The organism is Rhodococcus sp. NPDC127527, from assembly GCF_042672245.1.
In the GTDB taxonomy this organism is placed as follows: Bacteria; Actinomycetota; Actinomycetes; order Mycobacteriales; family Mycobacteriaceae; genus Rhodococcus_G.
The window spans coordinates 56,122-70,522 of sequence record NZ_JBHXVP010000002.1 but is presented as its reverse complement, the minus strand read 5'-3'; the positions used below and the strand labels follow the sequence as shown (position 1 = coordinate 70,522).

The window sequence follows — 14,401 nt, the reverse complement described above, 5'->3', positions numbered from 1 at the left end:
TTCGGTAGGTAATTGTGACGTGGGCCAGCCCGTGGCGTCAAGGTCCGGGCCCGACCCTCATCCACGGGAAGCCGGTCACGGCGCCGGCCGCCATCGGTAGAGTCGTGGCGCCGTCCCGACCCCACCTGAAGAGAGCAGCTTCCATGTCGCGCTGGGCCTCGTTCGTCGCATCCCGGAAATGGTGGGTGCTGGTCCTCGCAGTACTGGCCGTCCTCGTCAGCGGACTGTGGGGGCTCGGGGTCTTCGGCAAGCTCAGCCAGGGCGGCTACTTCGACCCGAACAGCGAGTCCGCCAAGGTGAGCCTGCTCATCGACGAGAAGCTCGGACAGCAGTCGCCGGACATCGTCGCGATCTACACGGCGCCCGAGGGCAAGACCGTCGCCGACATCGGCCCCCAGGTCCAGCAGACCCTCACGGCGTTCCGGGAGCAGTGGCCCACCCGGTCGGTCACCTCCTACTGGTCGGTGGACCCGTCGTCGGCGAAGCTGATGCTGTCCAAGGACGGCCGCAAGGCACTGGCGACCGTCTTCGTCGACTGGGACGCCGGACCCACACTCGCAGACCTGGATTCGATGACCCGGGCGCTCAGCCCGCCCGGCATCGAGACTCAGTTCGGCGGCGGCACGGTCGTCGGGCACTCGTTCAACCAGCACCTGCAGCAGGACCTGGTCAAGGCCGAGGCGATCGCCCTGCCGATCACCCTGGTGCTGCTCGTGCTGATCTTCGGCACCGTCGTGGCCGCCGCGGTCCCCGTCTTCGTCGGAATGCTCACCGTCTTCAGTGCTTTCGCCACCCTGCGCCTGCTGACCATGTTCACCGAGGTGAGCTCGTTCGCCCTCAACGTCGCCTCACTGCTGGGCCTCGGCCTCGCCATCGACTACGGACTGTTCATCGTCAGCCGGTACCGCGAGGAACTGGCCGGCGGCAGCGAGCCCGCCGAGGCGGTGCGTCGCACCGTCTGCACCGCGGGCCGGACGGTGATGTTCTCCGGGCTGCTGCTGGTGTGCGCGTTCGGCGGCATGCTGATCTTCCCGCAGCCGGTGATTCGTTCGCTCGGCTACGGCGCGATCGCCGCCGTCATCAGCGCGGCCGTGCTCTCGCTCACCGCGGTGCCCGCCTTGCTGGCGATCCTCGGTCGCCGGATCAACTCGCTGGCCTGGCGCCGCGGGGCGGTCGAGCGCGGCGAGGAGCGGGCGGCCCGGTTCTGGGGTGGCGTCGTGACCCGCGTGATGCGGCGCCCGGTCACCTTCGCGGTCACCATCGTCGCCGGACTGCTCGTGCTGGCGTCGCCGCTGCTGAGCGTGACACTCGGCGAGATCACCTACACCGCACTGCCCGCGAACGATCCGTCCCGGGCGGCCTCGCAGACGCTCGCCGAGGACTTCACCAGCACCGGCGACGGCGCGAACCTGATGCTGCGCGGCGAGAACGGCGCGCGGCCCACCACCGCGCAGCTCGGCGAGTTCACCGCCGAGGCGCGGGCCGTGGACGGCGTCGCGCAGGTGCGGCTGGTCGCCTCGACCGACGACTTCGCCGTCCTGCAGGCCGTCTACGCCGAGGGCACCGCGCCCGCCGACACGGTACGCGCGCTGCGCGCGATCGAACCGCCCGCGGGCACCACCCTGGGGGTCGGTGGCGGCGTGGCCCTGACCGAGGACACCAACTCCTCGATCGTCGCGCACCTGCCGTGGATGATCACGATCATGGTCGGCTCGACCCTGGTTCTGCTGTTCCTCGCGTTCGGATCGGTGGTGCTGCCGATCAAGGCCGTCGCGATGGCCGGCCTGAGCCTGGCCGCCACGTTCGGCGTGCTGACCTGGATCTTCCAGCAGGGACACGGCGCGGCAATGCTCGGTGTGACACCCAACCCACTGGAGCCGACGTTCGTGGTGCTGATCCTGGCGGTGGTGTTCGGGCTGTCCACCGACTACGAGGTGTTCCTGATGTCCCGGATGGTCGAGGCCCGGGAGAACGGTGCGAGCACCGAGGAGGCCGTGCGGATCGGTACCGCCCGGACGGGCCGGATCGTGACGGCCGCCGCGGCCCTGCTGATCGTCGTGACCGGCGCCTTCACCCTCTCCGGCCTCTCGATCATGCGGTTCCTGGGAGTCGGGATGATCCTGGCACTGATCATCGACGCCACCGTGGTCCGCATGCTGCTGGTGCCCTCCCTGGTCAAGCTGATGGGCGAGGCCAACTGGTGGGCGCCAGCATGGATGCGGCGGGTGTACGAGAAGGTCGGCATCGGACACTGACGCCCGCGCCGGATCCACGCCGGACCATTGAACCGAGGGCTGGTTGGTGGTGGAGTGGAACTCGGCGCGCATTGCCCTCCGACGACGGCCGCGGGACCGCGCGCGAGCCGGGAGGTGTGGGCGATGGGCCTGTGGGGCAAGCGCGAGGACATGGTCGTGCACGAGGCGGAGCCGTACAACGCCGAGCCGCCACCGGACGCGCTGGCCGGTCGGGCGCTGACCCCGGTGGACACCTTCTACAGCCGCAACCACGGACCGATCCCCCGGCTCGACCGACGCACCTGGCGACTGTCCGTCGACGGCGAGGTCGAACACGAACTCGCACTGTCCCTGTCGGACCTGCAGTCGGGGTTCGAGCACCGGACGATGGCGGCGACGCTGCTGTGCGCCGGCAATCGGCGGGCGGGACTGATCGAGGTCCGCGACATTCCCGGCGAGGCGCCGTGGGGCTCGGGCGCGATCTCGACCGCTGAATGGACCGGTGTGCGGCTCGCCGACGTTCTCGGCGCCGCGGGACTCGGGCCGCGCGCCGCGCACGTGGCGTTCGGCGCCCCCGACGTTGCGGTGGAGGCCGATCCGCCGCAACCGTTCGGCGGGTCGATCCCGGTCGCCAAGGCCCTCGCCGACGAGGTGCTGCTGGCCTGGGACATGAACGGTGCGCCCCTGCCCGCACTGCACGGTGGGCCGGTCCGGGTGGTGGTGCCCGGCTACATCGGCGCGCGCAGCGTCAAGTGGCTGCACCGCGTGACGGCGCAGCAGCGACCGTCGGACAACTACTTCCAGGCCACCGTGTACCGCCTGCTGACCGCAGACGCCGACCCGTCGGCAGCGGAGCCCGGCGACTGCCTGTCGCTCGGGCCGGTCGCGGTCAACGCCGACATCCTGCGACCAGGTGACGGTCAGGTGCTCGAGGCAGGCGCGACCGAGATCACCGGCTACGCGTTCGCCGGGGAACGCGGCGTCGCCCGCGTCGACGTCTCCCTCGACCTCGGCGAGAGCTGGGTGCAGGCCGACCTCGACGAGCGCGTCGATCCGTGGGCGTGGCGGGTGTGGCGGGCGACGCTCGACCTCCCCGTCGGACCGGCCGTGATCACCGCCAGGGCCTGGGACACGGCGGCCGCATGCCAGCCCGAATCCGCTCGGCACCTGTGGAACCCCAAGGGCTACGTCAACAACTCCTGGGCACGCATCCAGGTGATCGGGCGCGGCTGACCGGAGGCACTCGTCCGCTACGGGTTCCCACACTTCTTACTTTGAAGTAAGTTGACTGACGTTCTCGGGCGGAGCCTCGGGTGATGTAGCCCTAGCCCATTCAGGAGGAGAGCTGATGTCGACCTTCATCGTGACCGGCGGGACCGGATTCCTCGGCCGCAACGTGCTCCCGCTGCTGCTCGCCCGGGTGCCCGACGCGCAGGTCCACGTCCTGGTCCGACCGGCATCGGCCGCTCGGCTCGGACGGCTCACGGCCGGCTGGGACGGCGGCGATCGTGTGCACCCGCTGATCGGCGACCTCACCGCCCCCGGACTGGGACTCGCCGGTCCACCGCCCGCCGCCGAGCACGTCCTGCACCTCGGCGCCGTCTACGACCTGACCGCGGGCGACGAGCAGGCGAGCACCAACGTCGAGGGCACCCGCGCGGTGGTCGAGATGGCCGAAAGGCTCAGCGCCACAATGCACCACGTGTCCTCGATCGCTGTCGCCGGCGACCACCGGGGCGAGTTCACCGAGTCGGACTTCGACCGAGGCCAGTCCTTCCCCACCGCGTACCACCGGACCAAGTTCGAGGCCGAGCGGGTGGTCCGCGAGACCCCCGGCCTGCACTGGCGCGTGTACCGCCCCGCCGCGGTGGTCGGCGACTCGACGACCGGCGAGATGGACAAGATCGACGGTCCGTACTACCTGTTCCCGGCCATCGCCGAGCTGGCGAAGCTGCCGTCGCGACTGCCGGTCGGGGTGCCGAGCCTGGGCGCGACCAACCTGGTCCCGGTCGACTACGTCGCACAGGCGATCGTCGAGCTGATGCTGGCACCCGACCGCGACGGCGAGGTGTTCCACCTGGTGAATCCCGAGCCGCAACCGATGCGGGAGGTCTACGCGGCGCTGGCCCGCGCTGCGGGTGCACCGCGTCCGGTCGCGGACCTGCCCGGCGTCGTCGCCGCACCCGTCCTCCGCCCGCCCACCCGCGCGGCCACCGCCGCCCGCGATCTGGTGCTCGACCGGCTCGGCATCCCACCGGTCGTCGTCGACCACCTCACCCTGCCCACCGTCTTCGACTCGACCCGGACCCGGCAGGCCCTTCACGAGAGCGGAATCACCGTGCCGCCGTTTGGTTCCTACGCGGACACCCTATGGCGGTACTGGCGCACCGACCTCGATCCCAACCGGCACCGCCGCGCCGACCCGTCCGGCCCGCTCGTCGGACGACACGTGATGATCACTGGCGCTTCCTCGGGGATCGGCCGCGCCTCCGCGCGGGCGGTCGCCGCGAAGGGCGCGACGGTGCTGCTGATCGCCCGCGGCGCCGAGGAGCTCGCGTCGACGGTCGCCGAGATCCGGTCCGAGGGCGGACGGGCGTTCGGCTACCCCTGCGACGTCACCGACGGCGAGGCGGTGGACCGGACGGTCGAGGCGATTCTCGACGAGCACGACCACGTCGACATGCTGGTCAACAATGCCGGCCGGTCCATCCGCCGCGGGGTGTTCGCCTCCACCGACCGGATCCACGACTACGAACGCACCATGGCGGTCAACTACTTCGGGGCGGTGCGGCTGATCCTCGGACTGCTCCCCCAGATGCGTGCGCGCCGGTTCGGGCACGTGGTCAACATCAGCAGCGCGGCCGTGCAGAGCCACACACCGCGGTTCTCCGCCTACGTTGCCAGCAAGGCCGCCCTCGACGGATTCACCGATACCGTTGCGTCCGAGACACTCTCGACCGGCATCACCTTCACCACGATCCACATGCCCCTCGTCGAGACGCCGATGATCACGCCCTCGGGTAAGGCCAACATCGGCCGGGTGATCAGCCCGGAGAAGGCGGCCGCGATGGTGGTCCGCGGCCTGGTCGAGCGACCGAAGCGGATCGACGACCCGCTGGGCACCCTCGGCGAGTACGGGCACGTGTTCGCGCCCGGCGTCAAGGACCGGGTGCTGCACCAGATGTACCGCGCCTTCCCCGACTCGCCCGCCGCCAAGGGACACGCGCCTGCGACGCAGGACGATTCGACCGCGTTCGAGCGAGCGGTCGCGCCGGCCGCTCGGCGCCCGCACCGGCAATCGGGGGCACGGCGGGTCGGTCGCCGGCTGGCCCGCCTGGTCCCCGGCACGCACTGGTGAGGCCGCGCGCTACCGCGGGGTGACCGCCCCGGCGACGAGGGCCACGGCGGGTTTGGGCACCGCACCGCAACTCGCCGGCCTCGGCTCGAGCTCGACCCTCGACACCTCGACCGCCCAGGCCCGGCCGTCGCGGTGCCGGACCACCGGCGCGGCCCCGGTCTCGTCCACCGCGAGGTCGTCGGCGGCCGCCGGAACCCGCTGCCGCACCGCGATTTCCGCGACCTGACCGGGCGGCGTCCAGCAGCTGCGCCCGCGCAGGCCCGCCGGGTACACCTCGCCGCGGCCGGCGGCCAGCACCGCCTCGACGCTCTGCGGGGCGGTCAACCGGCCGTAGGTGTAGCCGGTGGGCAGCACGATCACCGACGGCGCGAAACGGTGGCCACCGGTGTGCGAGCACTCCCACACCGCGTCCCCGAACCGGTCGGACAGCTCGGCGGCGACGGGGCGACCCAGCACCGCGCAGCACTGGTCGCGTTTGCCGTGCGCACAGACCAGTGTCACCGGGTCTGTGACCGGCCGCCCGATTCCCGGCGCCGCCGCGGGCAGGGCCAGGTCCAGGTCGAGCAGGTCCGCCGGCCGCGACACCTCGAACCGCTCGCACCACGTCCCGTTCGGGTCGGAGCGGGCAAGCAGGACGGTGCGGCGCGGCGGCACCGCGGCCACCCGGCCGGGCCTGCGGATCAGCAGCAGCCGGAGCCCCGCCTCGTCGACGCGTCGTTCGAGGGCGTCCGAGAGTTCCGGGCCGAACGCCTCCCCGGAGAACACGTCGCGCCCCCAGCCGCCCGGGTGCTCGAGGCACAACCAGCCGGTGACGTGCGCGGCCGTACCGGGCAGCGGCTCGTCGACGGCCGAGCGGGCGGAACAGGTCCACGGGCCGAGTGGCTCCTCGGTCCGGTCGCGTTCGTCGGTTCGGATCGGGTCGGTCACGCGCCCCATTCTGCCCGCGAGCTCACCCGTGGATCTTCCTGCCCTCGGAGAACATCTGCACGTACGTCTCGATACGGCGGGCCCGGGTCTCGGGCTTCTTGGCATCCTGCAGCCGGTAGGCCACCGCGTACCGGTTGGCCTTGTTCAGCGTGGCGAAGAACTGCTCCGCGGCGGGGACCTGCGCCAACGCGTCGAGGAAGTCCTGCGGCACGGCCGCCGTCGACTGCCCGTCGTAGGCGCGGTCCCAGCGCCCGTCGGCCTTGGCCGCCTCGATCTCGGCCAGTCCCGGCGCAAGCACGAGCCGCTGCGCGAGCAACCGCTCCGCCTTCTCCCGGTTGCGTTTGGACCAGGGACTGCGGGCTCTGCGGGCGGTGAAACCCTGCAACCAGAAGTCGTCGTCGAAGCTGCGCTTCTGCCCGTCGATCCACCCGAAGCACAGCGCGGCGTCCACCGCCTCGTCGTAGCTGACGCTCGACTGTGCGCGGTCCTTCTTGGCGATCTTCAGCCAGATCCCGGGTGAGCTGTCGTGATGCGCGGCAAGCCAGTTCCGGAAGTCCGTCGCGTCGACGAAGTGCTCGGTGGTCCGTTCCGCTCCCATCCCTCCACGCTATGACGGGGGAACGGCAGGCGCTTGAACAAACGCGACTCAGATACCGCCCGAGGCTTCGCCCGAGAAGTCAGATACCGCCCGAGGCTTCGCCCGAGAAGTCAGATACCGCCCGAGGCTTCGGCGGAGAGGTCGCGGCGACCGCTCGCCATCCGCGCCCACACCCGCACGAAGCCCTGCGTCAGATAGGCGAGGGTGCCGAGGCTCAGGATCCACTTCGTGATGCTCACCGTGGAGATCGACCTGACCCGGGCGTCGGTGATCGCCTCGCGATGGTCGAGCAGGTGCAGGTCCACCACGTTCTCCACGTAGTCGGCGGCCGCCGCGACGACGGGCGCCGCGTAGAGCGCGCGCCTGGTCGCCGGGGACAGGTCGGCTAGCTGCCCGAGCCGCTTCGCGCCGGTGCACAGGGCAACCGCGTAGATGACCGGGTGCACCATGTCCGGGCCGAAATGGCTACGGAACCGCGCGGTTTCCGCCTCGTCCATGCTGTCGAGGACGGCGCGGTAGGAGCGCGCCGACATCGCGGTCTGGGTCGCGAGGAGCTTCGGACCGGTGGGGCCGAGCAGTCGTGCGATGTTCGCCTGGGAGACCACGTAGGCGACGGACCAGCCGAGGAGCTTGCCGTCGAGAGCTGTCGGTGCCATGCCGAGATCCTAGGCCTACTATCTGGGACATGACCGAACCCCGCGGCCTGCCGGAGGCGATCGTGCGTCCCGACGAGGCGGCTCGGTCGATCGACGTCTCCCGTCGCCTGCCGCGGGAATCGTTGCGGGCGTTCGTGGAGTACCTCTGGATCGTGCACTGGCGTGTGGACGGCACCCACGACCAGCAGGTGTTGCCGCAGCCCAAGATTCACCTCGCCGCCGAGGACGGCCGACTGCTCGTGCACGGGGTCAGCCGCGATCCGTTCCACCGGCACCTGGCCGGCACCGGGCACGTGATCGGGGTCGCGTTCCGGGCGGGCGGATTCCACCCGTTCCTGCGGTCGAGCGTCGGCGACCTCGCCGGGCAGATCCTCCCCGCCGGTCCGTTGCTCGGCGTGGACGACGCGCCGGTGGCCACGGCCGCCCTCGCCACCACCGACGACGACGCGATGACCGCCGCGGTGGAGGATTACCTGGAATCACTGTCACCCCAACCGGATCCGGCCGTCGACCGGGTCTCCGAACTCGTCGACCTGATCGAACAGGACACGTCGATCCACCGGGTGGACGAGGTCGCGGCACTGGCCGGGATGAGCGTGCGCACCCTGCAGCGACTGTTCACCGAGTACGTCGGGATCGGCCCGAAGTGGGTGATCCGACGGCACCGCCTGCTCGACGCCGCGGAGCGCGCGCACAGCGGCACCCCGATCGCCTGGGCGGAACTGGCCGAGGAACTGGGGTTCAGCGACCAGGCCCACCTGATCCGAGACTTCACCGCGGCGGTCGGGACCCCACCCGCCACCTACGTCCGGCAGATCGGCAACTGGCGCCCGACAGGCGGATAGGGTCCGGAGTGTGCGTCACGGCGACAACGTCTATTTCGTCGTGACCGACAGCGGCCGCTCGGTCAGGAGACCGTGAGGAACGCCGTTACCTCGGCCTCGAACTCGTTCGGGCGGTCGCGGTGCACGCTGTGCCCGACCTCGATTGTCACCGCGCGGGCGTCGGGGATGGCGGCGAGCGCGGCCGCGAGTCGACCCGGGTCGACCATGCCGCGGGGCCCGCCCGAGATCACCAGGGTCGGCGCGGTCATCGACGGCAGGCCCGCCCACCAGTCCGGGTGCGCGGCGTGGAACTGCGCGAGCGCGGACCGGGTCATCGACCGGTCGAACGCGATCACGGCCCGCGGACTGCGGGCCATGCTGGTCACCGCGTGCCACAACTCCACCGGCGACGGCAGCCGTCGCGTCAACGACCCCATCGCCTCGTCGGGGCGCAGTGGCAGCGGCGCCTCCTCGAGCACCAGCCTGCGCACCAGGTCCGGGCGCGCCTGCGCGACGAGTGAGACGGCGTGCCCGCCGAGCGAGTGCCCGACCAGGTCGGACTGCCCTAGGTCGAGGTGGTCGATCAGCGCGACCAGGTCGTCGCCGAAGTCGGCGAACCGGTACGACTGCGCGTGCGCGCTGCGACCGTGGCCGCGCAGGTCCACTGACACCACACGCCGTCCGGCGCGAATCAGGGTCCGGGCGAATCGGTCCCAGGTGTGACTGTCGCCGCCCATCCCGTGCACGAGCACGACCGGCACCGGGCCGGGTCCGCCCGAGTCGCGATAGGCGATGTCGATGCCGCCGAGGGTGGCCGTCGTCGTCGTCATTCGTCCTCACGCCACCCTTCGGGACCTACGCATTCCCGTCGGCCAGGCTAGTAAACAGCGCCCGAGGCTTCGCCCGAGAGGTCTAGTCAAACAGCGCCCGAGGCTTCGCCCGAGAGGTCTAGTCAAACAGCGCCCGAGGCTTCGCCCGAGAGGTCACCGTCGATCCGAGGATCGCATCGGGCCGCAGGTCGAGCCGACGCAGCAACTGGGCGTTGACCGCCACGACCACGGTGGACGCGGACATCAGCAGGGCTCCGACCTCCATCGGGAGAGTGAATCCCCACGGCGCGAGAACGCCCGCCGCGAGCGGCACCGCGACGGCGTTGTACCCGGCGGCCCAGGCCAGGTTCTGCACCATCTTCCGGTAGGCGGCCCGGGACAACTCGATGACCGACAGCACCGAACGGGGGTCGTCGCTGGCGAGGACCACCCCCGCCGACGCGATCGCGACGTCGGTACCCGCCCCGATCGCGATGCCGACGTCGGCCTGCGCCAACGCGGGCGCGTCGTTGACGCCGTCGCCGACCATCGCGACCGTCCGGCCCGCGGACTGCAGGGCCTTGACCTTGGCGCCCTTGTCCTGCGGCAGCACTCCCGCGAAGACCTCGTCGATTCCCAGGCTGCGGGCGACGGACTGGGCAACCGCCTCGGCGTCGCCGGTGATCATGGCGACGTGCACGCCACGCTCGTGCAGGGCGTCGATCGCCTGCTTCGATTCGGGCCTGATCTCGTCGGCGAGGGCGAGCGCCCCGATCACCCGGCCGTCGCGGATCACGTGCAGCACCGTCGACCCCTCGCCGGCCCAGCCGTCGGTCTGCGCGAGCGCGGTCACCCGATGGTCGGCAAGCATGCCGGGACCGCCGACACTGACCCGCACCCCGTCCACGGCGGCGGTGACCCCGACCCCGTTGCGGGCCTGGAAGCCGGTGGCCACGGGCACTGCCGACCCGCGGAGTCGGGCGGCATCGACGATGGCCCGGCCGAGCGGATGCTCGCTGTCGCCCTCCACCGCAGCGGCGAGGGCGACCACCGCGTCCTCGGTGTGCCCCGCGACGGCCACGACCCCGACCACCCCGGGCTCGCCCTTGGTGAGGGTGCCCGTCTTGTCGAACAGGACGGCATCGACGGTGCGCATCGCCTCGAGCGAGCGGCGGTCGGTGACGAGCACGCCGGCGCGGGCCGCGCGTTCGGTGGCGATGGACACCACCAACGGAATCGCCAGGCCGAGCGCGTGCGGGCAGGCGATGACGAGCACGGTGATCGTGCGGGTGACCGCGTCCTCGGGGGTGCCCAGGAGCAGCCAGGCGAGCGCCGTCAGTACCGCGGCGCCGAGCGCGAACCAGAACAGCCAGCCCGCGGCCCGATCGGCGAGAACCTGTGCGCGCGAGGACGAATTCTGGGCCTCGGCGACCAGTCGCCGGATACCGGCGAGCGCGGTGTCCTCGCCGACCGCGGTGATCCGCACCCGCAGCGCCGAGTCCGTCGTGACGGTTCCCGCGACCACCCGGTCGCCGGGCGCACGGCGGACCGCCAGCGACTCGCCGGTGATCATCGACTCGTCGACGTCGGCGGTGCCCAGGGCGATGGTGCCGTCCGCGGGGACTCGCCCACCGGGCCGGACGATGACGAGGTCGCCCGCCGCCAGCTCCGAGATCGGTACGGTCACCGCGTCTTCCGCTGCGCCGTCGGCGACGTCGAGGCGCTCCGCCTCGTCGGGCAGCAGCGCGGCGAGCGACTCCAGCGCGCTCGACGCCTGGCCGAGCGAACGCATCTCGATCCAGTGCCCGAGCAGCATGATGACGATGAGAAGTGCCAGCTCCCACCAGAAGTCGAGTTCGTGGCTGAGGATGCCGAGGCTCGCACCCCAGGACGAGACGAAGGCGACCGTGATGGCCAACGCGATGAGCAGCATCATCCCGGGCTGCCGGGCCCGGATCTCCGAGACCGCACCGACGAGGAAGGGCTTGCCGCCCCAGACGTACATCACGGTGCCGAGCAGCGGTGAGATCCAGGTGACCGAGCCGTCGTGCGGGAGCGTGTACCCGATGAGGTCGGCGAACATCGCGTTGGCGAGCACGACCGGCACCGCGACGGCGAGCATGATCCAGAACAGTCGCCGGAACTGGCCGGCGTGGTCGCCGTGACCGGCGTGGCCGGCGTGGTCCGGGTGCCCCTGGCCGGCTTGTTGGTGCCCGGCTGGGTTCATCTCACGGTGGTCCGCGTGCTCGGCTGGTGGAGCCCCGAGGTGCGAGCCGTCCGCGCGGGGCCGATGGTCGACGTGGTCGGGATGAGTTCCTCGCTCGGAGGTCATGGGCCGACGCTATACCCCCACTGGGTATAGCGCAACCGCTGGGCGGGCCCTCGACCTCACTCGTACACCCCCTCCACATTCCACCCGGCCCCACCGAAGACCAGCAGCAATGCCCGTGGCTCGTGCTCGCCCGGACCGCGGTGGCGTCCCTGGGCGAGCAGTACCTGCGCCCGGGCCGACCGCCGCGCCTCCACCGGATCCCACCACCGCTCGTCCACCAGCCACGGCCCCGCCCAGCCGGACAACTCCCAACTCCGCGTCCCCCACCGCAACCGCGACGGCGGAGCGGTGAAGGCGCCGCGGGCGGTGACCGCGACCGCCACACCCTCCACATCCTCGAGCGCCACCGCCGGCCGACCCGGCAGCACCGCCGAGGGCGCAGGCTCGGGCAGCCGGCCCGGCCACGGCGCCGACGGATCCGATTCCGGCACCAGCTCGTCACCGAGCGGCAGCAGCGTGACCCGCTCCCCCGGGCCCCGTCCACCACTGAGCACCCCCACCCGCACCGCGTCACCACCGAGCAGACCCTGGACCCGGACCAGAGCCCTTCTGGCCCGCTCGTCCTCGGCGCCGACCCCGCCCCACAACCCCAACTGCAGCGCCCCGGCCGCGACCACCTCGACCGGCTCGAGTCGCAACACCTCGATCCCCGTCGTCGGCCGGGCCTCGCTGCGACCGGTGAGCCAGCCGTCCAGCTGCCAGCGCACCCGGTCTGCCGTGCCCTCCGGGGTGAGCGGTTCCGCGCACCGCCAGGTACGCGAAAGATGCTCTCCGTTACCGGTACTGGCGCGGACCAGCAGTCGGGTGCAGGCCACCGACGCCGCGGACAACTTGACGTGCAGCCGCTCCGCCAGCGCCCGCCCTGCGAAGGCCGCCGCGTCGACCCGGTCCACCGGCGGGTCGCAGCGTTGTTCGACCTCGAGGTCCGGCGGCAGCGGCCGGGCCGACGGTGGTCGCTCCGGCTCGCCCCGCGCACTGCGGTGCGCCATCACCGCGTCGGTCCCGAACCGGGACGCCACCGCCACCGGGGCCAGGGCCGCGAAGTCGCCCACGGTACGCAGGCCGAGCCGGTGCAGCAGATCCACCAGATCAGCACGCTCGGCGGCCGCGAGACTCGGCTCGGCGGCCAACTCCGCCACCGGCAGCGGCGCCAGGAACCGAGCGCCGGCGCCGGGGGGGACCAGCGCCGACCGGCGGGCCGCGATGACCGCGGTGGACAGCTCGTCCGCCACCCCGACCTGGCATTCCACCCCGGCCGCCGAGGCCTCGTCGACGAGGCGCTCCGCGGCGGCCTCCTCGGAGCCGAAGTAGCGACCGACGCCCCCGGCTGCGAGCACCAGCAGCCCGGGGCGCAGCACCTCCACCCCCGGAGCCACCGCGTCGATCGCCGCGGCGACCGGCTCGAACACCCGGGCGTCACGCGCCGGGTCCGCGGTGAACACTCTCAGTCGCGGGCACCGGCCCTGCGCCTCCCGCCTGCGCAGCCCCCGTCGCACCCCGTCGGCGCGGGCGGTCGCCGAACACGCGACGACCCGATTTCCCGACGTCACCGCCACCGGTTCGGTCGGCGGCAGATCCGAGACCGCCGCGGCCGCGATCGCGGGCCAGTCGGGGCACCACAGCGCCAGCACCCGCGAGGCGGACCCGGCGGTCATGCCACACCGCTGCCGCGGCCGAACGCACCCGCACGCTCGGGCGACCTCAGCTCCCGGGCGGGCGGGTCCGGCAGCCATTCCACCCGGCCGCCCACCGGCCGCACGTCGAGCCGGGCGGTCCGCCGCTGGAACGCGCGGCCCTCGGCGCTGACCGCCAGCCGCAGCCCGCGCAACCGGCCGCGCCCCGACTCCGGGCCGCGACCCAGCCCGTCGTAGTCCCGGACCTCGGCCTCCAGCCGGACCTCCGCACCACCCCAGCGGCCGTCCGTCACGACCAACGTCGCCCCCTTGCTGCGCGCCCGCGCCACCACGGCCCGCGCCCGCGAGGGCGGTACCGAGAGTCCGCCGAGGCCCAGCACCACCATGTCCATGCCGTCGAGGAGCACCGCCGCCACCTCCACCGGGTCCGGCCCCGGATCCGGGATCAGCGCCAGCCGGCCGAGTTCGGCCCCCATCTCCACGGCCGAGAGCAGGCCCAGCCGAGGCAGTCCGATCACCGCCGCATGCCCGCCGGACTCCGTCACCGACGCGAGCAGGCCCAGCAGCAGCGAGCCGGCACCGGACACCGAGACCACCGTGCCCCGCACGAGTCCGCCGCGGGGCAGCAGCGCCGCCAGCGCGGTCGGGACCGGGAGCACCTGCCTGCCGTCTCCGGACTTGCCGCCGTCGGACTCGTGGACGGGTCGGGCCGCCACCGCTTCGCCGCGCGCGGGCACCGCCGCCATCCGGCGCCGGAGCTGGTCGAGCCGTTCCTGCCTGGACAACCCGACCAGGCCGAACTCCGGCGCGACAGCGCTGTCCGCGGCAACGCCTTCCGCGTCCACAACATCCGGGGCGACACTCGTCACCACTGCCTCCCTCCGCCCGGCACCCGGCCGGTCGACATCCGCGGGGAAGGCGCGGCCACGACTGAAACAAACTCGAACACATATTCGAACTCGTCCCAGTAAAGCCGCTCCCGCGGCACGCGTCAAGGCGCCGCCGTACCGCAGCCCACGGCGGGCCTGA

Annotated in this window: 11 protein-coding genes; 4 read left to right on the top strand and 7 right to left on the bottom strand. The window is 72.3% G+C overall.

What is annotated here, in order from left to right:
• Nucleotides 1-143 precede the first annotated feature (143 nt).
• The 3 genes from ACFVH2_RS03305 (at nt 144) to ACFVH2_RS03295 (ending at nt 5,592) form a co-directional block, all read left to right on the top strand.
• Complete coding sequence (locus tag ACFVH2_RS03305) at nt 144-2,255, top strand: MMPL family transporter (protein ID WP_378422244.1); 2,112 nt, start codon at nt 144-146, stop codon at nt 2,253-2,255.
• Nucleotides 2,256-2,378: 123 nt separating this feature from the next.
• Nucleotides 2,379-3,467, top strand: coding sequence for a sulfite oxidase (locus tag ACFVH2_RS03300; RefSeq protein ID WP_378422242.1), 1,089 nt, complete (start codon nt 2,379-2,381; stop codon nt 3,465-3,467).
• A 115-nt stretch (nt 3,468-3,582) separates the two neighbouring features.
• Nucleotides 3,583-5,592, top strand: coding sequence for an SDR family oxidoreductase (locus ACFVH2_RS03295; protein WP_378422240.1), 2,010 nt, complete (start codon nt 3,583-3,585; stop codon nt 5,590-5,592).
• Nucleotides 5,593-5,601: 9 nt separating this feature from the next.
• Here the strand turns inward: ACFVH2_RS03295 and ACFVH2_RS03290 are convergent, their stop codons facing one another.
• The 3 genes from ACFVH2_RS03290 to ACFVH2_RS03280 all read right to left on the bottom strand — a co-directional run bounded on the left by ACFVH2_RS03290 (nt 5,602) and on the right by ACFVH2_RS03280 (nt 7,773).
• Complete coding sequence (locus ACFVH2_RS03290; protein ID WP_378422238.1) at nt 5,602-6,519, bottom strand: sucrase ferredoxin; 918 nt, start codon at nt 6,517-6,519, stop codon at nt 5,602-5,604.
• Nucleotides 6,520-6,541: 22 nt separating this feature from the next.
• Entirely contained in the window at nt 6,542-7,117 is a 576-nt protein-coding gene (locus ACFVH2_RS03285) for a YdeI family protein (RefSeq protein WP_378422236.1), read from the bottom strand.
• A gap of 110 nt (nt 7,118-7,227) precedes the next feature.
• Entirely contained in the window at nt 7,228-7,773 is a 546-nt protein-coding gene (locus tag ACFVH2_RS03280; RefSeq protein WP_378422234.1) for a hypothetical protein, read from the bottom strand.
• A 29-nt stretch (nt 7,774-7,802) separates the two neighbouring features.
• Between ACFVH2_RS03280 and ACFVH2_RS03275 the strand changes: the two genes are divergently transcribed.
• Nucleotides 7,803-8,618 carry a DUF6597 domain-containing transcriptional factor gene (locus ACFVH2_RS03275; RefSeq protein WP_378422232.1) on the top strand — a complete coding sequence of 272 codons (816 nt, stop codon included), beginning with the start codon at nt 7,803-7,805 and terminating at the stop codon, nt 8,616-8,618.
• 62 nt (nt 8,619-8,680) lie between these two features.
• Here the strand turns inward: ACFVH2_RS03275 and ACFVH2_RS03270 are convergent, their stop codons facing one another.
• From ACFVH2_RS03270 to ACFVH2_RS03255, 4 genes are all read right to left on the bottom strand, one after another.
• Nucleotides 8,681-9,427 carry an alpha/beta fold hydrolase gene (locus tag ACFVH2_RS03270; protein ID WP_378422230.1) on the bottom strand — a complete coding sequence of 249 codons (747 nt, stop codon included), beginning with the start codon at nt 9,425-9,427 and terminating at the stop codon, nt 8,681-8,683.
• Between the two features lie 118 nt (nt 9,428-9,545).
• Nucleotides 9,546-11,738, bottom strand: coding sequence for a heavy metal translocating P-type ATPase (locus ACFVH2_RS03265; RefSeq protein WP_378422228.1), 2,193 nt, complete (start codon nt 11,736-11,738; stop codon nt 9,546-9,548).
• Nucleotides 11,739-11,794: 56 nt separating this feature from the next.
• Nucleotides 11,795-13,393 (bottom strand): DNA polymerase Y family protein, encoded by a 1,599-nt coding sequence (locus tag ACFVH2_RS03260; protein WP_378422227.1) that lies wholly within the window; start codon nt 13,391-13,393, stop codon nt 11,795-11,797.
• Nucleotides 13,390-14,217, bottom strand: a complete 828-nt coding sequence (locus tag ACFVH2_RS03255; protein ID WP_378422641.1) for a hypothetical protein — start codon at nt 14,215-14,217, stop codon at nt 13,390-13,392. The genes ACFVH2_RS03260 and ACFVH2_RS03255 overlap by 4 nt, the downstream gene beginning before the upstream one ends.
• Between the last annotated feature and the right edge of the window lie 184 nt (nt 14,218-14,401).

Coding starts and splice junctions, on each gene's coding strand:
- ACFVH2_RS03305 (WP_378422244.1), top strand. CDS start 144: ATGTCGCGCTGGGCCTCGTTCGTCGCATCCCGGAAATGGTGGGTGCTG.
- ACFVH2_RS03280 (WP_378422234.1), bottom strand. CDS start 7,773: ATGGCACCGACAGCTCTCGACGGCAAGCTCCTCGGCTGGTCCGTCGCC.
- ACFVH2_RS03275 (WP_378422232.1), top strand. CDS start 7,803: ATGACCGAACCCCGCGGCCTGCCGGAGGCGATCGTGCGTCCCGACGAG.
- ACFVH2_RS03300 (WP_378422242.1), top strand. CDS start 2,379: ATGGGCCTGTGGGGCAAGCGCGAGGACATGGTCGTGCACGAGGCGGAG.
- ACFVH2_RS03295 (WP_378422240.1), top strand. CDS start 3,583: ATGTCGACCTTCATCGTGACCGGCGGGACCGGATTCCTCGGCCGCAAC.
- ACFVH2_RS03270 (WP_378422230.1), bottom strand. CDS start 9,427: ATGACGACGACGACGGCCACCCTCGGCGGCATCGACATCGCCTATCGC.
- ACFVH2_RS03260 (WP_378422227.1), bottom strand. CDS start 13,393: ATGACCGCCGGGTCCGCCTCGCGGGTGCTGGCGCTGTGGTGCCCCGAC.
- ACFVH2_RS03285 (WP_378422236.1), bottom strand. CDS start 7,117: ATGGGAGCGGAACGGACCACCGAGCACTTCGTCGACGCGACGGACTTC.
- ACFVH2_RS03265 (WP_378422228.1), bottom strand. CDS start 11,738: ATGACCTCCGAGCGAGGAACTCATCCCGACCACGTCGACCATCGGCCC.